Source organism: Crossiella sp. CA198, from assembly GCF_052078295.1.
Lineage (GTDB): Bacteria > Actinomycetota > Actinomycetes > Mycobacteriales > Pseudonocardiaceae > Crossiella.
In genome coordinates, this window is the sequence record NZ_JBQJIM010000006.1 from 110,426 (window position 1) to 131,955 (window position 21,530).

A 21,530-nucleotide genomic window follows, 5' to 3' on the forward strand; every position below is an offset into this window, starting at 1 on the left:
GAGGGAGCCTAAGCGTCGGGCCAATCGAAAAAGCCCTTGCCGGACTTGCGGCCCAGCTCACCGCAGGCGACCTTGTCCCGCAGCAACTTGGGCGGCTCGAACCGGGGGCCGAGTTGGGCGGCCAAGTGCTCGGCGATGGCCAATCGGACGTCCAGGCCGACCAGGTCGGTGAGCTTGAGCGGGCCCATCGGCCAGCGGTAGCCCAGGGTCATGCCGGTGTCGATGTCCTCGGCACTGGCCACGCCCTCCTCGACCATCCGGATGGCCTCCAGACCAACCGCGACGCCCAGCCGGGAGGTGGCGAAGCCGGGCGAGTCGTTGACCACGATCACCGTCTTGCCCAGCGCCTCGGCCCAGTCCTTCGCCCTGGTCAGGTTGGCCTCGGCCAGCTCGGCGTGGGTGACCAGCTCGACCAGTTTCTGCGCTGGCACCGGGTTGAAGAAGTGCATGCCCAGGGTGCGGTCGGCGGCGGGTCCGGCGGCGATCTGGGAGATCGACAGCGAGGAGGTGTTCGAGGCGAGCACGGCGTTCGGGCAGGCGGTCGCGGCGGCGGCGAACACCTGCCGCTTGAGGTCGACCCGCTCGGGCACGGCCTCCACGATCAGCTCGGTGTCCGGGCTCAGCCGGGCCAGGTCGTCAGCGGTGCTCAGCAGCCCGGCACAAAACTCTGCGGTCACGCCCTCGGGCAGCTTGCCGCGCTCCTGCGCCTTGCGCAGGGAGGCGGTCACGGTCTCGCGGGCGGTGGCGCACCGGTCGGCGTCCGCCTCGACCACGGTCACCTGCGCGCCCGCCACGAGCAGCACGTGCGCGATGCCCGCGCCCATGGTGCCGCCGCCGATGACCACGGCCCGCTTCGGCGCGGTCATGCCCTGAACCCGGCAATGCACTCGATCATGTGACACTCCCGTCCACTATCCCGCTCGGACTGTAACAGCGGGCATCCGTTGGAGTGCGGGCCGATCGGGTGCTTGACCACCTCGCAGGGCCCGGTTTCCTGATGTTCGACCGGTTGGAGTAGTGGAAACCAGGCACGATGGTGTTGTGCGGATCATTCTGTTGCGGCACGGCGAGAGCCTCGGCAACGTCGACGAGATGGCGTACTGCCGGGTGCCCGACCATGCCCTCCCGCTGACCAAGCGCGGCCAGGAGCAGGCCAGGGCCGCGCGGACCGCGGTGCGCGCCGCGCTGGGCCCCGGCCCGGTCGCGGTGTACGTCAGCCCGTACCTGCGCACCCAGCAAACCCTGCGCGGGCTGGACCTGGGCGAGGTGTTCGAGCGGGTGGTGCACGAGCCGCGGCTGCGCGAGCAGGACTGGGGCAACCTGCAGGATCCGATCGAGCAGGAGCGGCAGAAGCAGGCGCGGCACGCCTTCGGGCACTTCTTCTTCCGGCTGGCCCACGGCGAGTCCGGCGCGGACGTGGACGACCGGGTGGCCGGGTTCATGTCGGACCTGGAACGCCGGATGGAGACCGAGCCCTCGCACCCGCGCACCGTGCTGATCGTCTCGCACGGCCTGACCCTGCGCCTGCTGGTGCGGCGGCTGTGCATGTGGAGCATCGAGTTGTTCGAGTCGCTGTCCAACCCTCGGCACTGCGAGCACCGGATCCTGCACAAGGGCCCGGACGGCCGGTGGAGCCTGGACCACCCGTTCGAGCAGTGGCGGGACTCCCCCGACGGCGCGGTGCAGGTCGACGGCAACGGCGAGGTCGCCCGCCCGGCGTAGGGCGGCCCGCCCTGGTGAAAACCGGGGCGGGCCGCTCGCTCAGGCCTGGCTGTGCGCCCAGCGGATCAGCCGCCGCGGCACCAGCATCTTCTTACCCTTGACCACCACCGGCACCAGGTCGGGCGCCTCGGCCTTCCACTGGGCCCGGCGGCTGCGGGTGTTGCTGCGCGACATCCGGCGTTTCGGGACAGCCATCTCAGTTGGTTCCCTTCCGGTCGGCCCGATCGCCGTAGCGGCGGCGGAACTTCTCCACCCGGCCCTGGGTGTCCATCACCCGGGCGGCGCCGGTCCAGAACGGGTGCGAGTCCGCGGTGACGTCGACCAGCAGCAGCGGGTAGGTGTTGCCGTCGGTCCACTCGATGGTCCGGTTCGAGGTGGCCGTGGACCTGGTCAGGAAGGTCATCCCGGTGGAGGAGTCCTGGAAGACCACCGGGTGGTAGTCGGGGTGGATGCCCTTTTTCACGCTTCGTCCTTCTGGTTGCTGATGATCACATCGGTGGGTGCGCGGTCGTCGTCGCACGGGTCCTCGTGCCAGGAGCCGAACGGGTCGGCGTAGGCCAGCCAGGCGTCCTGTCCTTGCGCCAGTTCCTCGTCGGTGAGCAGCGCGGACTCCAGCGCCTCGGCGATCTCGGCGGGCACCGCGGTGTGTGAGAGCACCACGATGTCCTGGCCGCGGTCGCCGTAGTAGGGGTCCCAGTTCAGGTCGGCCATGGCCCGCCGGTCGGGGTCCACACCGGACCAGTCGTCCAGCGCGGCCAGCCACGGTCCGGCGTGGCCGATGCGCAGGCCGCCGCCCGCGGTTTCCAGCCACAGCGCGACATCCGGCTGGCTGGCCACCCACACCCGGCCCCTGGCCCGGACCACGCCGTCGAGCAGGAAGTCCAGGGCCTCGTGCAGCCGGTCCGGGTGGAACGGCCTGCGCTGGCTGAACACGGTGACCTGCACGCCCGATTCGGCCTCCAGTGGCGGCTGGCCGCGCAGCAGCGGGGAGTGCGCGTCGTCGATCTCGCCGCGCCGGGCGCCGGTCGGCACCAGGTCGAGTGCGGTCAGCGGGTCCAGGTCGGCCAGCCGGACGCGGGGCGCCAGCGGGGCCAGCCGGTCCAGCACCGCGTCGGTGCGGGCCGCGGTCCAGGCGTCCGGGGCACTGCCCGCGATGACCACCAGGTCGGCGAACTCGACCTGGCCGACCGCGACCTGGGCGATGGTGCGCTCGTCGTCGGCGCTGGCGCCGAGGCCGCGTTCGCTCAGCTCGATGTCACCGGTGGCGTCGGCGAACCAGGTTTCCGCGTCGACCACGGTGAGGACCGCGTCCAGGTAGACGACCTCGTCCACGGTGCGGCCGTCGATCAGCACGTGCTGGAGCGCCCAGCAGACCGCCTCGGGTTCCAGCGCGCGGTCGCAGTGCAGCACGATCCGGCGCACGTCCGGGGCCTGGGCCAGCCGCAGCACCAGCGGCAGCAGGTCCTCGCGCAGCGTGCAGGACACGCAGCCGTGCGCCAGTTCCAGGGTCTCGGTGGCGTCCAGCGTGCCGTGCCGCAGCCGCCGGACCACCACGCCGTGGGTCACCTCGCGCAGGTCGTGGTGCACCACCACGGTGCCCGGATCAGCCGCGAAGCGGTCGGCCACGGCGCTGGCATGTCCGGCCGCCAGGCCCGCGACCAGCACCAACGAGGTGCGGGGTGGCGTCACGTTGTCCTCCAGTTGGGAACGATTTCCATCACCGACAAGCTCAGGCTACCCTCGGAGCGAGCTAAACGAAAATGGATGTCGTTCGCAACAAGATCGTGAAGGAGCCGCGCATGTCCGCCCGCTGCCAGGTGACCGGCCGAGAGCCGGGCTACGGCAAACAGGTCTCGCACTCGCATGTGCGGACCTCGCGCCGGTGGCTGCCCAACATCCAGCGCCGCCGCTACTGGCTGGCCAGTGAGGACCGGTGGATCAACCTGCGGGTCTCCGCCAAGGGCATCAAGACCATCGACAAGCGCGGCATCGAGTCCGTGGTGGCCGAGCTGCGCCGCCGAGGGGAGAAGGTCTGATGGCCCGCAACGAACTCCGCCCGATCATCAAGCTCCGGTCCACCGCAGGCACCGGCTACACCTACGTGACCCGCAAGAACCGCCGCAACAACCCGGACCGGCTGGTGATCCGCAAGTTCGACCCGGTGCTGCGCAAGCACGTCGAGTTCAAGGAAGAGCGCTGATGGCCAAGAAGTCCAAGATCGCCCGCGACCTGCAGCGGCGCGAGATCGTCAGCCGGTACGCGGAGAAGAGGGCCGAGCTGAAGGAGATCATCCGCTCGCCGAAGTCCAGCACCGGGCAGCAGGCCGCCGCGCTGGCCGCGCTGCAGAAGCTGCCAAGGAACGCCAGCCCGACCCGGCTGCGCAACCGGGACGTGGCCGACGGCCGCCCGCGCGGGTTCTTCCGTGCCTTCGGCATCTCCCGGCTGCGGCTGCGCGAGATGGCCCACCGCGGCGAACTGCCCGGCGTCCGCAAGTCGAGCTGGTGAGGAGAGCGACGATGGCCAAGTTCGAGCGCCGCCCCGGCCTCAAGCGCAAGCCGAACCTGTTGCTGCGTGAGGGAATCTTCCATGTGGACTGGAAGGACGCCGGCCTGCTGCGCAAGTTCCTCTCCGACCGCGGCAAGATCCGCTCCCGCCGGGTGACCGGGCTGACCCCGTCCCAGCAGCGCGAGGTGGCGACCGCGATCAAGAACGCGCGGGAGATGGCCCTGCTGCCCTACCCCGGACCGGCGAAGGCCGCGCGCTGAGCGAGGGGGCGGTGCGCACGGTCCTGGCCACCGCCCCCGCCACGCTCGCCAGCACCGCCACCACGACCAGCAGCGCGCCGGTCCACCGGGCGTGCTCGTCAAAACTGAGTTCGCCGAAGTGCCCGGCGACAAAACCGACGTGCAGCCCCCAGGACTGGGCCGCGACCAGCAACGCGCCCGGCACTGTGGTGAGCGCGGAGACCAGGGCGACCCCGGCGACCGCGATCAGCAGCGCGAGCGCCGGCCGGGCCGCGGCGAGCACCACGACCCCGGTGAGCGTGAACCCGACACCGAATCCGAGCCCGGAGCCCTGCGGACAGGCCAGCCGGGGCACTCGTGCGGTGTCCGGGGCGACCGGAACGAACAGCACACCCCAGTCCACCCCGGCACCGGCCGCGCCCGCGACCGCCACCAACGCGATCTTGACGCTCAGTGCCCGCACCTTTACGCGGTGTTGACCACCGGACCGCCGGGGTCGCGCCAACCGCGGTCAGGCAGGATCGGCCGGATGGACTCCCCCTTGGACACCCCCTTCTACGAGGTGCTGCACCGGCGGCGCGATGTGCGCGCGGAGTTCACCGGCGCACCGGTGGCGGAGCCGATCCTGCGCCGCATCCTCACCGCCGCGCACGCCGCGCCCAGTGTCGGGCTGAGTCAGCCCTGGGACTTCATCGTGGTGCGCGATCGGCCTTTGCGCCGGGCCTTCCAGGAGCACGTGCAGGCCGAACGCAGTGTCTTCGCGGCAGGCCTGGCCGGCGAGCAGGCCGAGACCTTCGCCCGGATCAAGGTCGAGGGGGTCATGGAGTCCAGCCTCGGCGTGGTGGTCAGTTACGACCCGGAGCGCGGTGGGCCCGCCGTGCTCGGGCGGCACGCGATCGCCGACGCCGGCCTGTACTCGGTATGTCTGGCCATCCAGAACCTCTGGCTGGCGGCCACCGCCGAGGGCTGGGGCGTGGGCTGGGTCAGCTTCTACCGGGAGGAGTTCCTGCGCAGGTTGCTGAGCATTCCCGGCGGGGTCCGGCCGGTGGCCTGGCTCTGCCTCGGGCCGGTGCGCGGACTCGCCCAGACGCCGGATCTGGAGCGGCACGGCTGGCGGAAGAGACTGCCGCTTGATGACGTTGTGCACCAAGAACGGTACGGGCAGCGACGGTGACGGTAGCCTGTCGGGCAGGTCGTACCAGGTGGTGGAGGCCGAGGGCACGGTGAGGCAGGACGATCCGGTGACGGGGGTCGATCTCCCGAGGCAGGAAGGCGACATCCCGCGGCAGGACCGCGAGGTGCGGATCCTGCTGGACTCAGGCCGGGTCGTGGAGGCCAACACCCTCTTCGACGACGTGGTGGTGCGCTCCCCCGCGGCCGAGGACGGCGACCGCTGGCGCCGGGCGACGGTGCTGGTCTACCGGGCCGTGGTGGCCTGGCGGCTGGGCCGGTTGCCGCTGGCCCTGGAGCTGGCCGCGGACGGCTGGACCGAGCTGGAGACCGATCAGCCCAAGGGCCCGGCCGCGGCGCAGACCATCGGCATGCTGGCCTACCTGCTCGAAGGCATCGGGCACCGCAGGGCCGGGCTGGACATGATGCGCCTGTCCGTCCAGGTGGCCCGCGACGCCGACGACCCGCACACCCTGGCGCACTGCCTGCAACGACTGGGCGCGGCGCTGAACTTCCGCGCGGTGGACGCCCCGCCAGAGGCCTCCGGCCGGATCTTCGCCGAGGCCAGCGAACTGCTCAGGGAGGGCCTGCAGCTGGTCGGCACGGGTTACGTGCACCGGGCACTGCTGGGCTCCTACGCCCGCGCGCTGGCCGGGATCAACGAACTGGCCGCGGCCGAGCGCACCGCCCGCGCGGCCGAACGGCTGGCCACCGCGCACGAGGACCGCTGGGGCCTGGCCATGTGCCACTGGGTGCTGGCCACCGTCCGGCACACCCAGAACCGGCTCACCGACGCGCGCACCATGGCCAGCCGCGCGGTGGCCGAGGCGGAGAAGATCAACGACACCACGCTGCTGCTGCGGTTCTCCTTGGACCTGGCCAACATCTGCGCCGAACTCGGCGACTACGTTGGCGAGTCCGAGGCGTTGCGGCGCAGCGTGGCCTCCGGGCGCAAGGCGGTGGAGACCCTGCAGGAGGGGCTCGGCCAGGCCCTGGAACAGCGGCGGCTGGCGGTGCAGGCGCAGCGGCTGGCGATGGCCGCGCAGGAGGCCGCCGCCCGCGATCCGCTGACCGGCCTGTCCAACCGGCTCGGCCTGGAACGGGCCGCGCCGCTGCTGCTGGAGAGCACCGCGGCCAAGGGCCGGGTGCCCTGGCTGGTGCTGGTCGACGTGGACTGGTTCAAGGGCCTCAACGACGACGCCGGGCACGCCGCGGGCGATGTGGCGCTGCGCGAGATCGCCCAGCTGCTGCGCGCGGAATGCCGGGCCGACGATGTGGTCGCCCGCTGGGCCGGGGACGAGTTCGTGGTGCTGCTGGTGGACGCCACCGACGAATGGCAGGACGCCGGGCCCGCGGTGGCCGAGCGGATCCGGTCCGCGGTGGACTGCCACGACTGGTCGCTGGTGCTGGGCAGCACCAGGCGACCCACGGTGAGCATTGGCGTGGCGGCCGGACCGGCCAACCTGGACGACCTCTTCGACGCCGCGGACGAGGCCCTGTACCGGGCCAAGCGGCATGGGCGGAACCGGGTGGAGGTCCACCCGCCGCTGCTGCCGTCGAAGTGAGGGTGGCGGCGCACCGCCACCCGGCACCTCAGACGATCAGGCGATCAGGCCACCGCGGTAGGCGACCAGCGCCGCCTGTACCCGGTTCACCGCGCCGATCTTGCCGAGCACCGAGGACACGTAGCCCTTCACGGTGGCCTCGGACAGGTGCAGCGCGCTGCCGATCTCCGCGTTTGACATGCCCTGGCCGATCAGCGCGAGCACCTCGCGCTCGCGTTCGGACAGGTTGCCGAGCAGGCTGCGGGCCGGTTCGGCGGCCCGTTCGCCGTGCGCGACCGCGGCCAGCACCCTGGCTGCCACGCCAGGGTCCAGCACCGCGCCGCCACGGGCGACATCGCGCACCGCCTTGACCAGCTGGGTCGGCTCGGTGTCCTTGAGCAGGAATCCGCTGGCGCCCAGCCGGAGCGCCTCGCTGACGTACTCGTCCATGTCGAACGTGGTCAGCATGGCCACCTTGGGCGGCTCGGGCAGCGAACGTAACCTGCGCAGCGCGGACAGGCCGTCTGTTGTGCGCATGCGGATGTCGAGCAGCACGACGTGCGGCCGCAGCTGACGGACCCGATCGACGACGAGCGAGCCGTCGTCGCATTCGCCGACGACCTCAATGTCGCCTGCGCGGGACAGGATCATGCGAAGTCCGGAGCGCACCAGGTCTTCATCATCGACCAGTAGCACCTTGATCACGGACGCCTCCCCGATTGGGCGTGACGTGGTCACGAGTAAGCGTGGGCGTGCAGTATTGCCTATCTATGTCACTTTGCGGTTATCTCATCACGTTCGGGACGTTTGCGCAGCCTCCACTTAGGGAACCGGATCTCCACGCAGAGTTACCGAACGTGTGAGTAGAGCGCTCTCGCCAGCATTTTCGGATCATCCGAACGCACGAACGTGAACCTCTTTCACGAGAAGCTACTCGCCCGTAACGTGCGTCACAACCCACGAGGAGTGATGGCGATGCGACGACGGCTGGCGATGTCACGGTCGATCCTGACCAAGCAGATCTCCGTGCTGCTCACCTCTGCGACCACCATCGCCCTCCTAGGTGTCCCGCCCGCCGCCGCCCAGCCCACCGGAACACGGGCCGCGGCCCCTCCGCCTGACTACTGCATCAGTCAGTGCGATGACATCCTGCCGCCCGGCCAGAACGGCAACGCCACCTTCGCCGAGCTGCTGCTGTTCAAGACCCTGGGCATCCGCCCGCCGCACTCCAGCGACCAGAAGTCCCGCTACGAGAAGCTGGTCTGGGGCTACAGCGGGCTGACCGACGAGCAGCTCAACACCTACTTCAACGACGCCTCCTTCGGCGTGCCTGCCGACCAGGTGGCCAGCACCAGCTCGCCGCGCCCGGACGTGACCATCGTGCGGGACAAGGCCACCGGCACCCCGCACATCACCGGGAGCACCCGCTCCGGCGGCATGTTCGGCTCCGGCTTCGCCTCCGCGCAGGACCGGCTGTTCCTGATGGACGTGCTCCGGCACGTCGGCCGCGGCGAGGTCTCCTCCTTCGCGGGCGGCGCGATCGGCAACCGCGAGTTCGAGCAGCAGCAGTGGTCCATCGCGCCCTACACCGAGGCCGATCTGCAGGCCCAGTTCGACCGGCTGGACCAGCTCGGCCCGCGCGGCAAGCAGATGAAGCAGGACGTGCAGGACTACGTGGCGGGCATCAACCTCTACATCTCGCAGAGCAAGGCGGGCCGGTACTTCCCCGGTGAGTACGTGGCCATCGGCAAGGCCAACGCGATCACCAACGAGGGCGGGCCGGAACCCTGGAAGCCCACCGACATCGGCGCGATCGCCTCACTGGTCGGCGGCATCTTCGGCGCGGGCGGCGGCCAGGAGGTCATCTCCGCGGTGGCCCTGGTCGAGGCGCGCGCCCGCTACGGCAAGGCCCAGGGTGACGCGGTCTGGTCGGCCTTCCGCGCGCAGAACGACCCGGAAGCCCCGGTGACCGTGCACAACGGCACCTCCTTCCCCTACGGCGCCAGCGATCCCGACGCCGCGGGCGTGGTGCTGCCCGACCGCGGTTCGGTGGTGCAGCAGCCGATCGTGCGCGATCCCACCGGCCCGGCGAGCAAGGACTCGCTGGCCCCCGCGCCGCCTGCCCAGCGCGGCATGTCCAACGCGCTGCTGGTCTCCGGCGCGCACACCGAGAGCGGCCACCCGGTGGCCGTGTTCGGCCCGCAGACCGGGTACTTCGCCCCGCAGCTGCTGACCATCCAGGAGATCCAGGCCCCCGGCATCAGCTCGCGCGGCGCCTCCTTCGCCGGACTCGGCCTCTACGTGCTGCTCGGCCGCGGCCAGGACTACGCGTGGAGCGCGACCACCGCCTCCCAGGACATCACCGACAGCTACACGGTCGAGCTGTGCGAGCCCGGCGGCGGCGCGCCCACCCTGCAGTCGGCGCACTACCGCTTCCGCGGCGAATGCCTGGCCATCGAGGAGCTGACCAAGAAGAACGCCTGGAAGCCCAGCCTGGCCGATGCCACCCCGGCCGGGTCGTACACGCTGGTCACCCAGCGCACCAAGCTCGGCCTGATCTCCCACCGCGGCACCGTGGCAGGCAAGCCGGTGGCCTTCACCAAGCTGCGCTCGACCTACCTGCGCGAGGTCGAGTCCACCCTGGGCTTCCAGCTGTTCAACGACCCGGACGCGATCCGCTCGGCCGCGGACTTCCAGCGCGCGGCCAACCAGATCGGCTACGGCTTCAACTGGTTCTACGCCGACAGCAAGGACATCGCCTACTTCAACTCCGGCTTCAACCCGGTGCGCAAGCCCGGCCACGACCCGAACCTGCCGGTGCGCGGGGACACCGCGTATGAGTGGCAGGACTGGCGGCCCGCGGACAACCAGGCCAGGTACACCCCGTTCGAGCAGCACCCGCAGGTGGTCAACCAGGACTACCTGACCAGCTGGAACAACAAGCAGGCACCCGGTTTCTCGGCCGCGGACGGCAACTTCAGCTTCGGCCCGGTGCACCGCTCGCAGCCCCTGGACGACCGGATCAAGCCACTGCTGGATCGCGGCGAGAAGTTCACCAGGGCCAAGCTGACCAAGGCGATGGCGGACGCGTCCACAGTGGACCTGCGCGCGGACAAGGTGCTGCCGCTGCTGCTGCGGGTGCTCGACCAGGCCCCCATCACCGACCCGGCGCTGGCCACCGCGGTGGCGCAGCTGCGCGCCTGGCAGCGCGCTGGCGGGCATCGCACCACCGACGGCGATCCGACCGCCTCCGGCAAGTACGTCTACCTGCACACCGAGGCGATCCGGGTGCTGGATGCCTGGTTCCCGCTGCTGGCCAAGGCGATGTTCGAGCCCGGCCTGGAACCCGCGCTGCACAAGGCTTTGCTGTCCGCGATGAAGGTGGACGAGCAGCCTGGGCACACCGGGTCGGCCTTCCAGTACGGCTGGTACGGCTACGTGCACAAGGACCTGCGCAAGGTGCTCGGCGACCCGGTCCAGGCGTGGACGCCGACCGCCTTCTGCGGCAACGGGAACGCCGCCGCCTGCCGCACCGCGCTGCTGGACTCGCTGCGCGTCGCGGTGAACACCCCGGCCACCACCACCTACCCCGGCGACGCCGACTGCAAGCCGGGCGACCAGTTCTGCCGGGACCAGATCATCCACCGGCCCACCGGCGGCATCACCCAGGACAAGACCCAGTGGCAGAACCGGCCCACCTACCAGCAGGTGATCGAGTTCCCGGCCCGCCGCGGCGAGCAGATCGGCAACCTGGCCCAGGCCAAGGCGATCAGCGCGTCCAGCCACGAGACCGGCATGTACCCCTCCCCGCCCGGCAAGGCGGTGGACGGCGACCGCAGCACCCGCTGGGCCAGTGACTGGTCGGACCACCAGTCGCTGACCGTGGACCTCGGTTCGGTGCAGCAGGTGGCCAGGACGGTGCTGCGCTGGGAGTCCGCCTACGGCAAGGCCTACCGGATCGAGGTCTCCGCCGACGGGCAGCAGTGGCGGCCGGTCGCGACGGTGGCCGAGGGTGACGGCGGCGAGGACAACATCCCGTTCGCGGCCACCCAGGCGCGATTCGTGCGGATGACCGGGATCAGCCGGGCCACCCGCTACGGCTACTCATTATTCGAAATTGAAGTTTACGCGCACTGAAAACCGAAATGTTCTGGAAAGCCGTTGTCTGCCACCATCGGCGGTGTGCGGAAATCGGAGATGGCGTCGAGTGGACTGCATGAGGCCCTGCGCACCGGTCCGTTCGAGCACGCATTGCGGCTGGCGATCCAGGCCAGCGGGCTGACCCTGGCCCGGATCAGGGCCAGGATGGCCGAGCGCGGCATGCCGGTCGGTCTGGCCACGTTGAGCTACTGGCAGCGTGGCCGGAGCAGACCGCGCTCGGCCGCGCTGGTGCGCGCGCTGGAGGAGGTCGTCGGGGTGCCCCAGGGCGCCCTGCAGACCCTGCTCAGCCCGGCCCGGCAGCAGCAGCCCGCCCCGGAACGGCCCTGGTACGCGGTGACGCCCCGGCAGGTGTGCGCGAACGCCGAGACGGTGCAGCGGCTGCTGGTGGAGCTGGCCAATCCCTTCGACGGGCAGCTCATCGCGCTGAGCGTGCACGAGCACCTCACGCTGGCCCCCGGGCGCGGCATCGACGCGCTGGACTTGCAGATACTGCGGCAGGCCAGGATCGACGGGGTGGACCGGGACGCGGTGATCGCGGCCTGCGAGCCGGGCGAACTGCCGGTGCGCTGGCGCAGCGAGCGGACCAGGCTGGGCCGGGTGGCCACCGATCACCAGGCCGGGGTGATGGTGGTGGAGGCCCGCTTCCCGCACCCGCTGCGCCGCGGGGAGAACCTGCTGGTGGACACGGTCTTCGAGTTCACCGGGCGCGGTTCGGCCTGCACCGCCTGGGGCGGCGGGTTCCGGGCGGGCGCGCAGACCTACTGCCTGACCGTGCGGTTCCCGGCCGGTGATCCACCGGCTCGGGTGTGGCGGGTGTTCCGGCCGGACAACAGCTCGCCGACGGTGGATGTCGGGGACATTCAGGTTGATGGGAACCTTGTTGCCCATTTCATCGACTTCGACCTGCCGCCCGGCTATTACGGCATGCGCTGGTGCTGGAACTGACTTCGAGTCAACTGAAAACAGACTGAAACTGAAAATATTGTGAAATCCGCACACCCATGGTGGGGTGCTCTTCTCGACACCAGTTTTCAACAATGGCGCACATCAAGCAGGCGGCGGACGGGGGAACCATGACAGCGGCGACGGTGCCAGAGGAACTGACCGCGGCGCTGCGCTCCGGCCCGTTCCATCACGCCCTGTACCTGGCCATCCAGCTCAGCGGCCTTACCCTGCAACGGATCCAGGTCCGGCTGGCCGATCGCGGGCACCGGGTCAGCCTGGCCAGCCTGAGCTACTGGCAACGCGGGCAGAGCCGTCCGCACCGGCACGCCTCGCTGCGGGTGCTGCGCGAGCTGGAGGAGGTGCTGGAGCTGCCGCCGCGCGCCCTGCTGGCCCTGCTGGACCGCCCGGCGCCGGAACCGCCCGCCCCGCCGGTGCACCCGCTGGTGCTGCGCGGCCGTCGTGGCGCGCCGATCTCCGGTCGCAGGCTGCCGCACCCGGCCGATGCCATCGTGCCGCTGAGCGTGCACGAGCACTGGACGGTCGGGCCGGACCGGGCGGTGCGATCGATGCGGGTGCGGGCAGTGCTGCAGGCCATGGTCGACGGCGTGGACCGGCACCTGGTGCGGCTGGCCGCGCCGGCCGGCGCGTTACCCAATCGCTGGCAGAGCGACACCTGCCGGCTGGGCCGGATCCACACCGACCCGGACGGCGGCGGGGTGCTCGCCGAACTGCGCTTCGACCGGCCGCTGCGGCAGACCGAGACCTGCCTGGCCGACTACGAGCTGGGCTACCGGCCGGAGGAGGCGCTGGTGACCAGTTGCGAGCGCCGGTTCCTGCTGGGCTGCCGGGAGTACCGGCTGACCGTGGCCTTCGATCCGCGGGCCACCCCGGCCAAGGTGTGGCGGGTGCACCGCGCCGCCGCGCACCCGGCGGGCCGGGACGGCCAGCGGGAGGCGACCGAGCTGCGCCTGGGCGCGCGCAACGAGGCGCAGCTCGTCGGCTTCGACCTCGGACCTGGCGGGCACGGCATCAGCTGGCTGTGGCGCTGACCAGTTCGCCGACCGGGGTGACCACCAGGAACCCTTGTCCCGCAGCGGGTTTCCAGCTCAGCTCGCGCCGGTAGAAGCGTTCCAGGAAGGCCACCCGCTGGTGGTAGACGAACACCGAGGCACGGCGGCCGACGATGCCGGTGGTGCCTGCGAACAACGGCAGCTCGGCGAGGAAGTAACGCACCGCCTTGGCCAGCTGCTCGGGGCTGGGCCGCTGGCCGTCCGGTAACTTGCGGTCGAGCACCCAGTGGCTGGCCTGCAGGCAGGCCGAGCGGAACTCCTCGTCAACGCGGTAGAGCTGCTCGCCGTGGGCCAGCTGCCGCTGGTATTCCGGGTTGTGCTCCAGCGCGGCCGAGTCCAGGATCAGCGCGCCCGGGTCCGGCACACCCAGTTCGGCCAGCGCCTTGTGGATCTTGTTGTAGACGTAGCAACCCTGCCGCCGCGCCTTGGACCGCGCCTTGCTCGGGGAATAGCCGAGGGCCTCCAGGGTGTAAACCGATGGCCCGTCTGGCACAAAGAAGTGACAACTCGGGAACGTCCGCACCGCCCAGGCGGCGAGTTCGTTGATGCGTTCCGGAGTGAAATATCCATTAAACGGGCTAATACCTACACAGGCATGTTCTGCCTCGATCACCGAAGCCGGACAGCTTTCCACCAGCGGGTTCACCACATACATCGCGCGCTCCGTTCGTTGAGGTTTCCACTACGTGCTGACCTCTTCGTACGTCGGAGCAAACCCGCACGTCAACGCGTTGTGAACGCCTGAAATTCAGTTCAAGGCACCTCGAAAAGCACCCCCCAGAAGTAGGGTGCAATCGAATGCCGAAATGCACAGACTTTTTGACATGAGCGGAACAGCGAACGCGGTGGGCCGCGACGACTACTCCCTGACCCGGGTACCGGAGTCAGCCCGCCGGCCGTGGTTTTCCATCGCCGTGCAGCGATTTGGGCAGATTGCCTCTTTCCACCAGTTCCTACTGGGCGCGGTACTCGGATTCGGGATGACGTTCTGGAACGCGGTGCTGGCCATCACGCTGGGCGCGGCGATCATGGAAGTGATCACCGTCCTGCTCGGCGTGGCCGGGATGCGGGAGGGGCTGTCCACCTCGGTGCTGACCCGCTGGTCCGGGTTCGGGCATCGCGGTTCAGCACTGGTCGGGCTGCTGATGACGATCAGCCTGGCCGGCTGGTTCGGCGTGCAGAACGGCGCGTTCGCCCAGGGCCTGCGCAACCTGCTCGGCGGGCCGCCGCTGTGGGCCTGGTCGCTGATCGGCGGACTGCTGGTGACCGCGATCGTGGTCTTCGGCATCCACGGCATGGCCTGGACCGCCTATCTGACCGTGCCAGCCTTCCTGCTGCTCAGCGGCTACGCGATCTGGGACGGCCTGCGGATGCACTCGCTGAGCGAGCTGATGAGCGCGGCGCCGCCGGGTCCGGCGCTGTCGCTGGCCGCGGGCACCACGCTGGTCTCCGGCGCGTTCATCATGGGCGCGATCATGACCCCGGACCTGACCAGGTTCAACCGCAGCACCGGCGACGTGGTCAAGCAGACCGTGCTCAGCGTGACCCTCGGCGAGTTCGTGATCGGGCTGATCGGGGTGCTGCTGGCGCACGCGGCCAAGACCTCCGACGTGGTGCACATCATCACCTCGTCCTCGGGCTTCCTCGGCACGCTGATCCTGATCGCGGCCATCCTCAAGGTCAACGACTGGAACCTGTACTGCGCCTCGCTCGGTCTGGTGAACACCATCGACGTGCTGCTGGGCAGGCGCACCAACCGGATCGCCGCCACGGTCGGCCTCGGGCTGCTCGGCTCGGTGCTGTCCGCGCTGGGGATTCTCGACCAGTTCCAGGGGTTCCTGACCTGGATCGGGGTGATCAGCCCGCCGATCGCCGGGATCGTGATCGCCGAGTACTTCCTGGTTCGCACCTGGCGCCGGGACCTGGAGGAGTCCCGGGCCCGGGGCGAGTTGCCCGCCACCGCGCCGGACTGGGTGCCCGCGGCCGCTGCCTGCTGGGTGCTCGGCGCGGTGGCGGGCGCGTTGCTGCCCTTCGGGATCCCCACCCTCACCTCGGTGCTGGCGGCCTTCTTCGGCTACCTGCTGCTGGGCCGCCTCGGCCTGACCCGCGGGCTCGGCAGCGTGCCGACCGCGCGCACCGCACCGTCCACAAAGGAGGAAGCACCGTGTTGCCCCTGATCAGTCGCGCCGAGCTGGAAACCGAACTGGCGCAAGGCAAAGTCGTCGTGGTCGACACCATGCCGGTGGCCTACTACGAACGGGAGCACCTGCCGGGCGCGGTGAACATTCCCGGCTTCCCGTATGAGCAGGCCGCCGACTTCACCGACGAGTACGCGCCGAAGGTGTTGCCGGACAAGGAGGTCGCGGTCGTCGTGTACTGCGCGAACGTGCCCTGCCGCAACAGCGAGTTCGTCGGCCAGCGGCTGTTGCAGCTCGGCTACGCCAACGTGCGCAAGTACCGCGAGGGCATCGAGGACTGGGCGGGCGCAGGTCTGTCCACCGTGCGGGCGGTGGCCTGATGCGCAAGCTCAGCCTGACGCTCGGCGCCCTGGTCAGCACGCTCGCCCTCGGCGCGGGCACGGCGCTGGCCGCTCCCGAACCGGGCAAGGACGGCGCCGGTGACCCGTACTACCCCACCGACGGCAACGGCGGCTACGACGTCAGCGCCTACGACGTGAAGCTGTCCTACCACCCGGCCACCCGCGGCCTGGACGCCATCGCCAAGATCACCGCGAAGACCACCCAGGAGCTGAGCCGGTTCAACCTGGACCTGCGCGGCCTGAAGGTCAGCTCGGTCAAGGTCAACGGCCAGCCCGCCAAGTTCACCCGCACCGGCGAGCACGAACTGGTGATCACCCCGGTCAGCCCGCTGGCCAAGGACGCCGAGATCACCGTCGAGGTCGCCTACTGCGGGCAGCCGCAACCGGTCCGGCACCCGGTCACCGGCCTCGGCGGCTGGCGCGGCACCCCCTCGGGCGGCGTGATCGCCGCGGGCGCCCCGCATTCGGCGAGCACCTGGTTCCCGGTCAACGACACCCCGATGGACAAGGCCACCTTCACCGTCACCACCACCACACCGCAGGGCTGGCACAGCGTCTCCAACGGAACCCGGAACAAACCCAGCACCAGCAACGGAAAAACGACCACCACCTGGACCGCCACCGATCCGGTGTCGCCGCACCTGATCATGCTGGGCATCGACAAGTGGACCTTCCAGGAGTCCACAGTGGACAGCACATCGGTGCTCTCCGCGTTCGCGCCGGGCAGCAACGGGAAAGCGTTGGCGGACAAGCTGCCCGAGGTGCTGAAGTTCCTCAACGGCAAGCTCGGCGACTACCACTTCGGCACCGTCGGCAGCGTGCACCTGGCCGAGAACCTGCCGTACCAGGTGGGCAGTCAGACCCGCCCGGTGCTGGGCCGCAACGCCGACCTCAACGCGCTCATCCGCACCCTGGCCGCGCAGTGGTGGGGCGGGTCGATGTCGGTGGAGAACTGGGCCGACACCTGCACGCACGAGTGCTTCGCGAACTACCTGAGCTGGATGTGGGCCGAGGCCAAGGAGAACAAGGACCTGGACGCCCACTACCGCAAGCTCGTCGAGTCGGTGCGGGGCAACGCCGCCTTCTGGTCCCGCAAACTCGCCGATCCGGGCCGGGGCAAGGAGTTCAGCGCGATCTACGACAAGGGCGCGCTGTTCGTGCACGCCCTGCGCCGCAAGATCGGCGAACGCGCGTTCAGCACGGTCCTGTCCAACTTCCCGACCATAAACCAGGGCTGGAACCAGGGCTGGCACGACCTGGAGCTGTACCTGGAGGCCGAGGCGCAGCTGGACCTCAAGGAGTTCCTGGAGGCCTGGTCACACGGCACCGCCATCCCGGCGGACAAACACCTCTTCCCCGCCTGATGTCCCACCATTGATTGAAAGGAACAACCATGCGCAAGACCCGTTTCGCCGCCGCGCTGGCCGCGGCCGCCCTGGCCACGGCCGCTCTCGCCGGCACCGCCACCGCCGCGCCCAGCAGCGTGGAAACCTCCGGCGTCCGCGCCGAGGAGAACATCGTCCACGTGACCAGCGCCAACTACGACCAGGTGATGGAGACCTCCAAGCAGAAGCTGGTCATCATGGACTTCGGCGCCACCTGGTGTCCCCCGTGCCAGAAGATGAAGCCGGTCATCGAGAAGATGGCCAAGGAGAACGGCGGCAAGTGGGTGCTCGCCGAGGTCGACGCGGACGAGTCCAAGGCGATCCTGACCAAGCACAACATCAAGTACCTGCCGACCCTCCAGGGCATCCGCAACGCCAAGGACCTGCCCGACTCGCGCCGCATCGGTTACGGCGGCGCCAACGCCGAGCGCGACCTGAAGAACTGGATCAACGCCCAGCTCGCCAAGGGCTGAGTGCCGGGCGCCCGGAGGGGACGTGGGTGCGATCTCCGCCACCCCTCCGGGCTCAGCCCGATCCACCGAGGACAAGCCGCCGCCCACCCGCTAGGCTGGCCTAGCTTGTCCCGGCCTCGTAGCTCAGGGGATAGAGCACCGCTCTCCTAAAGCGGGTGTCGCAGGTTCGAATCCTGCCGGGGCCACCACAGCTGAACAACAAAGATCGGCCCGCTACCTGCGTAAACAAGGTAGCGGGCCGATCTTGTTTTGGTCCGTAGCAGGTGCCCACGCCACCTGCGCGCGCAAGCCCAGCGCCACAAGTCAAGAATATTTGACACCGTGTCTGGTCTGCTTTACATTCGGTCGTGTCAAGTTTCCTTTACATAGGAGCCCGGCGTGGCGATCGAAGAGAAGCGCGCGTGGATCTTGATGGTGGTGGCGATCTGTGGCTACACCACCTACCTGGTCCTCGTGCTGGGGCGGTCCGGACCTGGTCCGCTGACGGAAACCCCCTATGCCGCAATGATGCTGTGGACCATCGGCGGTGGCATCGTGGCCGGGATCGTGTTGCACATCCTGGCGTCCATCGCCACCTCCGCCGCGGCCAACCGGACCGATCAGCGGGACCGGGAGATCAACCGGTTCGGTGAGCACGTCGGCGGGTCCTTCATCGTGATCGGCGCGATGTCCGCGCTGGTCATGTCCATGGCCGAGGCGCCGCACTTCTGGATCGCCAACACGATCTACCTGGGCTTCGTGCTCTCCGCGGTGCTCGGCTCGGCGACCAAGGTGATGGCCTACCGGCAGGGGTTCCAGCCGTGGTGAAGCCGACCAAGGTGACCAACTCGATCCGCGCGCTGCGGTTCGGGCAGGACCAGATGACCCAGGCCGAGCTGGCCGATCTGATCGGAGTGACCCGGCAGACGGTGATCGCCATCGAGGGCGGCCGGTATTCGCCGTCGCTGGAGATGGCCTTCCAGATCGCGCGGGTGTTCAACGTGGGGCTCGACGACGTTTTCCAGTATCCGGGCGATGCGGGGGAGAGATCATGAAGGCGATCGCGCAGGACCGTTACGGCTCGGCGGATGTGTTGGCGTTCCAGGACATTCCGGTGCCGACGCCCAAGGACGGCGAGGTGTTGCTGCGGGTGCGAGCGGCCGGGGTGGACCCCGGGGTGTGGCACCTGATGACCGGGCAGCCCTATCTGCTCCGGCTGCTGGGCTTCGGCCTGCGCAGGCCGAAGGTCGCGGTGCGCGGCCGGGATGTGGCGGGTGTGGTCGAGGCGGTTGGTTCCGGTGTGACCGGGTTCCAGCCTGGGGATGCGGTGTTCGGGACCGCGGAGGGCTCCTTCGCCGAGTATGTGTGCGCCAGGGCGGACCGGCTCGCGGCCAAACCGGCGAACCTGACCTTCGAGCAGGCGGCGGCCATGCCCATCTCCGCGGGCACCGCGTTGCAGGGTCTGCGGGACGCCGGCCGGATCCGGGCCGGGCAGCACGTGCTGATCACCGGCGCCGGCGGTGGGGTCGGCAGCTTCGCGGTGCAGCTGGCCAAGGAGTTCTGCGCCCAGGTGACCGCGGTGTGCGGGCCGGAGCGGGTCGAGCTGGTCCGCTCGCTCGGCGCGGACCGGGTGATCGACCGCAGCCAGCAGGATTTCGTCGACGGCACCCGCTACGACCTGATCCTGGACAACTCGGGGCTCTGCTCACTCGCCCACCTGCGCCGGGCGCTGACCCCGGCGGGCACCCTGGTCATCGTCGGTGGCGAGGGCGCCGGGCGCTGGTTCGGCGGCACCGACCGGGTGCTGCGCGCCACGTTGTGGTCGTTGTTGCTCAAGCAGAACCTGCGTGGACTGTTCGCCACCGAACGAGCCGCGGACTTCGCGCTGCTGGGCGAACTCGCCGAGGAGGGCAAGCTCACACCCGCGCTTGACCGGACCTTCCCACTGAGCGAGACCGCGGTCGCGATCCGGCATCTGCACGAGGGCAAGGCCAGGGGCAAGGTCGTTATTTCGGTCTGACCTGGTCCGGCTGAGCTACACTGGCATCGCGGCCCGCTCAGTTCTGCCTCGGGCTGCCCTTCTGGTCGATCCACCATTGCGCTGCGGACGATCCGCGCCGGGCAGGACGACACCTCATACGTTCGGAGACTTCATGGCGGCCCGCCGCCCTCACACGACTCTTTCGCCTGCTCAGCCCGCCGCCACCTTCACCGGTCTCGGCGTTCCCGCGGCACTGGCCGCGGTGCTCGCGGAGCGGGGCATCGACACCCCGTTCCCGATCCAGACCGCGACCCTGCCGGACTCCCTGGCCGGTCGCGACGTGCTCGGCCGCGGCCGCACCGGCTCCGGCAAGACCTACGCGTTCCTGCTGCCGATGCTGGCCCGGCTGGCCGCGAGCAACACTCCCCGGCGGCCCGGCAGGCCGCGCGCGCTCATCCTCGCGCCGACCCGTGAACTGGTCGGCCAGATCACCGAATCCCTTGCCCCGCTTGCCAAGGCGCTCAAGCTGCGGACGATGACCGTCTTCGGCGGAGTGGCTCCCCGGCCGCAGATCAACGGGCTGCGCGCGGGCGTGGACATCCTGGTGGCCTGCCCCGGCAGGCTCGCCGACCACATGGGCGAGGGGCACGCCAACCTGGACGCGGTGGAGATCACCGTGCTGGACGAGGCCGACCACATGGCCGACCTCGGCTTCCTGCCGGTGGTGCGCAGGCTGCTGGACACCACGCCCAAGGGCGGGCAGCGGCTGCTGTTCTCCGCAACGCTGGACAGCGGAGTGGACACCCTGGTGCGCCGCTACCTCAGCAACCCGGTGACGCACAGCGTCGACTCGGCCCAGTCGCCGGTCACCGCGATGACCCACCACGTGCTGCAGGTTCGCGCCGAGCACCGGCTGCCGGTGCTGGCCGACCTGGCCGCCGCGCCGGGCCGGACCGTGGTGTTCACCCGCACCAAGCGCGGGGCCACCAAGCTGACCAAGCAGCTCATCGCCTCGGGCGTGCCAGCGGTCGAACTGCACGGCAACCTCGGCCAGTCCGCCCGCACCCGCAACCTGGGCGCCTTCGCCGAGGGCCGGATCAGCACGCTGGTGGCCACCGACATCGCCGCCCGCGGCATCCACGTGGACGACGTCACGCTGGTCGTGCACGCCGATCCGCCGATGGAGCACAAGGCATACCTGCACCGCTCGGGCCGCACGGCACGGGCGGGCGCGGCAGGCACGGTGGTCACGCTGATGACCGCCGACCAGGCCGCCGACGTCCGGGACCTGACCCGCAAGGCGGGCATCTCCCCGCAGCTGACCAAGGTGACGCCGGAGCACCCGCTGCTGGCGCAGCTCGCGGTCGGCGAACGCTCCTACGTCACCCCGCCCCCCACGCCGGCGCCGTCGGAGCGCCAGCCGGCGCGCCGCGCCGCCGCTGGTGGTGGCCGTGGTGGTGCGGGCGGTCGCCGGGGCTCGGGCGGTCGCACCAGCGCCGCCCCGCGCAACGGCTCCGCGCCGGATGAGGGTTCGGGCACCCGCGAAGGCTCCGGCCAGCGCGGTGGTTCGGGACAGCGCACCGGTTCCGGCCGGGGCGGCTCCGGCCAGCGCACCGGCTCCGGCCAGCGCACCGGCTCCGGTCAGCGCGGCGGTCCGCGGGCGGCCAAGGACGCTGACACCAGCACTGGCGCCCGGCGTGGTGGCTCCGGCGCGCGCCGGGCCCCCGCATCGCCCGCCGCCGCGGCCACCCCGGCCGGCAGCGCGGCGAGCTTCTCCGCGAAGAGCAGGGCGGGCGCTCGCCGCGGCGGGCGCTGAG

General features: G+C 70.3%; 25 protein-coding genes and 1 tRNA gene. 19 read left to right on the forward strand and 7 right to left on the reverse strand.

Annotated features, from left to right (window positions below; genetic code table 11):
• Positions 1-8: 8 nt before the first annotated feature.
• Positions 9-866 (reverse strand): 3-hydroxyacyl-CoA dehydrogenase family protein, encoded by an 858-nt coding sequence (locus ACTOWY_RS11690; protein WP_441309626.1) that lies wholly within the window; start codon positions 864-866, stop codon positions 9-11.
• 175 nt (positions 867-1,041) lie between these two features.
• Here ACTOWY_RS11690 and ACTOWY_RS11695 point away from each other — a divergent pair, with 175 nt between their 5' ends.
• Positions 1,042-1,722, forward strand: a complete 681-nt coding sequence (locus tag ACTOWY_RS11695; RefSeq protein ID WP_441309627.1) for a phosphoglycerate mutase family protein — start codon at positions 1,042-1,044, stop codon at positions 1,720-1,722.
• A gap of 39 nt (positions 1,723-1,761) precedes the next feature.
• On the opposite strand, the gene rpmF is transcribed toward ACTOWY_RS11695, so the two are convergent.
• From rpmF to mrf, 3 genes are read right to left on the reverse strand one after another with little or no spacing between them, the layout of a single operon-like run.
• Positions 1,762-1,917 carry a 50S ribosomal protein L32 gene (rpmF, locus tag ACTOWY_RS11700; protein ID WP_185001558.1) on the reverse strand — a complete coding sequence of 52 codons (156 nt, stop codon included), beginning with the start codon at positions 1,915-1,917 and terminating at the stop codon, positions 1,762-1,764.
• A gap of 1 nt (position 1,918) precedes the next feature.
• On the reverse strand, positions 1,919-2,185 hold the full coding sequence (locus ACTOWY_RS11705; protein ID WP_185001557.1) for a type B 50S ribosomal protein L31: 267 nt from the start codon (positions 2,183-2,185) through the stop codon (positions 1,919-1,921).
• The gene (gene mrf, locus ACTOWY_RS11710) at positions 2,182-3,423 is read right to left on the reverse strand and encodes a ribosome hibernation factor-recruiting GTPase MRF (protein ID WP_441309857.1); all 1,242 of its coding nucleotides are present in this window, start codon (positions 3,421-3,423) and stop codon (positions 2,182-2,184) included. Before mrf ends, ACTOWY_RS11705 begins: the two co-directional genes overlap by 4 nt.
• A gap of 98 nt (positions 3,424-3,521) precedes the next feature.
• Between mrf and rpmB the strand changes: the two genes are divergently transcribed.
• Genes rpmB through rpsR form a run of 4 tightly spaced genes read left to right on the forward strand, consistent with a single transcriptional unit; the run spans position 3,522 to position 4,487 of the window.
• Positions 3,522-3,758 carry a 50S ribosomal protein L28 gene (rpmB, locus tag ACTOWY_RS11715; RefSeq protein WP_247762926.1) on the forward strand — a complete coding sequence of 79 codons (237 nt, stop codon included), beginning with the start codon at positions 3,522-3,524 and terminating at the stop codon, positions 3,756-3,758.
• Positions 3,758-3,922 (forward strand): 50S ribosomal protein L33, encoded by a 165-nt coding sequence (rpmG, locus tag ACTOWY_RS11720; protein ID WP_247762923.1) that lies wholly within the window; start codon positions 3,758-3,760, stop codon positions 3,920-3,922. Before rpmB ends, rpmG begins: the two co-directional genes overlap by 1 nt.
• On the forward strand, positions 3,922-4,227 hold the full coding sequence (rpsN, locus tag ACTOWY_RS11725) for a 30S ribosomal protein S14 (RefSeq protein WP_441309628.1): 306 nt from the start codon (positions 3,922-3,924) through the stop codon (positions 4,225-4,227). The genes rpmG and rpsN overlap by 1 nt, the downstream gene beginning before the upstream one ends.
• Before the next feature lie 11 nt (positions 4,228-4,238).
• Positions 4,239-4,487 carry a 30S ribosomal protein S18 gene (rpsR, locus tag ACTOWY_RS11730; protein WP_441309629.1) on the forward strand — a complete coding sequence of 83 codons (249 nt, stop codon included), beginning with the start codon at positions 4,239-4,241 and terminating at the stop codon, positions 4,485-4,487.
• On the opposite strand, the gene ACTOWY_RS11735 is transcribed toward rpsR, so the two are convergent.
• The gene (locus ACTOWY_RS11735; protein WP_441309630.1) at positions 4,426-4,929 is read right to left on the reverse strand and encodes a hypothetical protein; all 504 of its coding nucleotides are present in this window, start codon (positions 4,927-4,929) and stop codon (positions 4,426-4,428) included. The two genes, rpsR and ACTOWY_RS11735, sit on opposite strands and share 62 nt — an antisense overlap.
• Positions 4,930-4,995: 66 nt before the next feature.
• On the opposite strand from ACTOWY_RS11735, the gene bluB reads away from it, so the two are divergent.
• Positions 4,996-5,640 carry a 5,6-dimethylbenzimidazole synthase gene (gene bluB, locus ACTOWY_RS11740; RefSeq protein WP_441309631.1) on the forward strand — a complete coding sequence of 215 codons (645 nt, stop codon included), beginning with the start codon at positions 4,996-4,998 and terminating at the stop codon, positions 5,638-5,640.
• Positions 5,641-5,707: 67 nt separating this feature from the next.
• Positions 5,708-7,201: a diguanylate cyclase gene (locus ACTOWY_RS11745; RefSeq protein ID WP_441309632.1), complete on the forward strand. Its 1,494-nt coding sequence runs from the start codon at positions 5,708-5,710 to the stop codon at positions 7,199-7,201.
• A 36-nt stretch (positions 7,202-7,237) separates the two neighbouring features.
• On the opposite strand, the gene ACTOWY_RS11750 is transcribed toward ACTOWY_RS11745, so the two are convergent.
• Positions 7,238-7,885 (reverse strand): response regulator, encoded by a 648-nt coding sequence (locus ACTOWY_RS11750; protein WP_086780697.1) that lies wholly within the window; start codon positions 7,883-7,885, stop codon positions 7,238-7,240.
• 270 nt (positions 7,886-8,155) lie between these two features.
• On the opposite strand from ACTOWY_RS11750, the gene ACTOWY_RS11755 reads away from it, so the two are divergent.
• The 3 genes from ACTOWY_RS11755 (at position 8,156) to ACTOWY_RS11765 (ending at position 13,335) form a co-directional block, all read left to right on the forward strand.
• A complete protein-coding gene (locus ACTOWY_RS11755) occupies positions 8,156-11,317 on the forward strand; it encodes a penicillin acylase family protein (protein ID WP_441309633.1) in 3,162 nt (1,053 codons plus the stop codon).
• A gap of 45 nt (positions 11,318-11,362) precedes the next feature.
• Entirely contained in the window at positions 11,363-12,286 is a 924-nt protein-coding gene (locus tag ACTOWY_RS11760; protein ID WP_441309634.1) for a hypothetical protein, read from the forward strand.
• 128 nt (positions 12,287-12,414) lie between these two features.
• Complete coding sequence (locus tag ACTOWY_RS11765; protein WP_247762900.1) at positions 12,415-13,335, forward strand: hypothetical protein; 921 nt, start codon at positions 12,415-12,417, stop codon at positions 13,333-13,335.
• On the opposite strand, the gene ACTOWY_RS11770 is transcribed toward ACTOWY_RS11765, so the two are convergent.
• On the reverse strand, positions 13,316-14,011 hold the full coding sequence (locus ACTOWY_RS11770; protein ID WP_441309635.1) for a tRNA-dependent cyclodipeptide synthase: 696 nt from the start codon (positions 14,009-14,011) through the stop codon (positions 13,316-13,318). The two genes, ACTOWY_RS11765 and ACTOWY_RS11770, sit on opposite strands and share 20 nt — an antisense overlap.
• A gap of 169 nt (positions 14,012-14,180) precedes the next feature.
• Between ACTOWY_RS11770 and ACTOWY_RS11775 the strand changes: the two genes are divergently transcribed.
• From ACTOWY_RS11775 to ACTOWY_RS11815, 9 genes are all read left to right on the forward strand, one after another.
• On the forward strand, positions 14,181-15,533 hold the full coding sequence (locus ACTOWY_RS11775) for a purine-cytosine permease family protein (RefSeq protein WP_441309636.1): 1,353 nt from the start codon (positions 14,181-14,183) through the stop codon (positions 15,531-15,533).
• A complete protein-coding gene (locus tag ACTOWY_RS11780) occupies positions 15,521-15,874 on the forward strand; it encodes a rhodanese-like domain-containing protein (protein ID WP_441309637.1) in 354 nt (117 codons plus the stop codon). Before ACTOWY_RS11775 ends, ACTOWY_RS11780 begins: the two co-directional genes overlap by 13 nt.
• Complete coding sequence (locus ACTOWY_RS11785) at positions 15,874-17,259, forward strand: M1 family aminopeptidase (RefSeq protein WP_441309638.1); 1,386 nt, start codon at positions 15,874-15,876, stop codon at positions 17,257-17,259. Before ACTOWY_RS11780 ends, ACTOWY_RS11785 begins: the two co-directional genes overlap by 1 nt.
• 29 nt (positions 17,260-17,288) lie before the next feature.
• Complete coding sequence (locus ACTOWY_RS11790; RefSeq protein ID WP_441309639.1) at positions 17,289-17,753, forward strand: thioredoxin family protein; 465 nt, start codon at positions 17,289-17,291, stop codon at positions 17,751-17,753.
• 112 nt (positions 17,754-17,865) lie between these two features.
• A tRNA-Arg gene (locus tag ACTOWY_RS11795) sits at positions 17,866-17,941 on the forward strand.
• A 190-nt stretch (positions 17,942-18,131) separates the two neighbouring features.
• Positions 18,132-18,560: a hypothetical protein gene (locus tag ACTOWY_RS11800; RefSeq protein WP_441309640.1), complete on the forward strand. Its 429-nt coding sequence runs from the start codon at positions 18,132-18,134 to the stop codon at positions 18,558-18,560.
• On the forward strand, positions 18,461-18,787 hold the full coding sequence (locus ACTOWY_RS11805; RefSeq protein ID WP_441309858.1) for a helix-turn-helix transcriptional regulator: 327 nt from the start codon (positions 18,461-18,463) through the stop codon (positions 18,785-18,787). Before ACTOWY_RS11800 ends, ACTOWY_RS11805 begins: the two co-directional genes overlap by 100 nt.
• Positions 18,784-19,752, forward strand: coding sequence for an NAD(P)-dependent alcohol dehydrogenase (locus tag ACTOWY_RS11810; RefSeq protein ID WP_441309641.1), 969 nt, complete (start codon positions 18,784-18,786; stop codon positions 19,750-19,752). Before ACTOWY_RS11805 ends, ACTOWY_RS11810 begins: the two co-directional genes overlap by 4 nt.
• 133 nt (positions 19,753-19,885) lie before the next feature.
• Entirely contained in the window at positions 19,886-21,529 is a 1,644-nt protein-coding gene (locus ACTOWY_RS11815) for a DEAD/DEAH box helicase (RefSeq protein WP_441309642.1), read from the forward strand.
• Position 21,530 lies beyond the last annotated feature (1 nt).

What these genes read in the sequence shown, in the direction of transcription:
- ACTOWY_RS11690 (WP_441309626.1), bottom strand. Translation starts at nt 866, where the DNA reads ATGACCGCGCCGAAGCGGGCCGTGGTCATCGGCGGCGGCACCATGGGC.
- rpmF (WP_185001558.1), bottom strand. Translation starts at nt 1,917, where the DNA reads ATGGCTGTCCCGAAACGCCGGATGTCGCGCAGCAACACCCGCAGCCGC.
- rpmB (WP_247762926.1), top strand. Translation starts at nt 3,522, where the DNA reads ATGTCCGCCCGCTGCCAGGTGACCGGCCGAGAGCCGGGCTACGGCAAA.
- rpmG (WP_247762923.1), top strand. Translation starts at nt 3,758, where the DNA reads ATGGCCCGCAACGAACTCCGCCCGATCATCAAGCTCCGGTCCACCGCA.
- rpsN (WP_441309628.1), top strand. Translation starts at nt 3,922, where the DNA reads ATGGCCAAGAAGTCCAAGATCGCCCGCGACCTGCAGCGGCGCGAGATC.
- rpsR (WP_441309629.1), top strand. Translation starts at nt 4,239, where the DNA reads ATGGCCAAGTTCGAGCGCCGCCCCGGCCTCAAGCGCAAGCCGAACCTG.
- bluB (WP_441309631.1), top strand. Translation starts at nt 4,996, where the DNA reads ATGGACTCCCCCTTGGACACCCCCTTCTACGAGGTGCTGCACCGGCGG.
- ACTOWY_RS11755 (WP_441309633.1), top strand. Translation starts at nt 8,156, where the DNA reads ATGCGACGACGGCTGGCGATGTCACGGTCGATCCTGACCAAGCAGATC.
- ACTOWY_RS11765 (WP_247762900.1), top strand. Translation starts at nt 12,415, where the DNA reads ATGACAGCGGCGACGGTGCCAGAGGAACTGACCGCGGCGCTGCGCTCC.
- ACTOWY_RS11770 (WP_441309635.1), bottom strand. Translation starts at nt 14,011, where the DNA reads ATGTATGTGGTGAACCCGCTGGTGGAAAGCTGTCCGGCTTCGGTGATC.
- ACTOWY_RS11775 (WP_441309636.1), top strand. Translation starts at nt 14,181, where the DNA reads ATGAGCGGAACAGCGAACGCGGTGGGCCGCGACGACTACTCCCTGACC.
- ACTOWY_RS11785 (WP_441309638.1), top strand. Translation starts at nt 15,874, where the DNA reads ATGCGCAAGCTCAGCCTGACGCTCGGCGCCCTGGTCAGCACGCTCGCC.
- ACTOWY_RS11790 (WP_441309639.1), top strand. Translation starts at nt 17,289, where the DNA reads ATGCGCAAGACCCGTTTCGCCGCCGCGCTGGCCGCGGCCGCCCTGGCC.
- ACTOWY_RS11810 (WP_441309641.1), top strand. Translation starts at nt 18,784, where the DNA reads ATGAAGGCGATCGCGCAGGACCGTTACGGCTCGGCGGATGTGTTGGCG.
- ACTOWY_RS11815 (WP_441309642.1), top strand. Translation starts at nt 19,886, where the DNA reads ATGGCGGCCCGCCGCCCTCACACGACTCTTTCGCCTGCTCAGCCCGCC.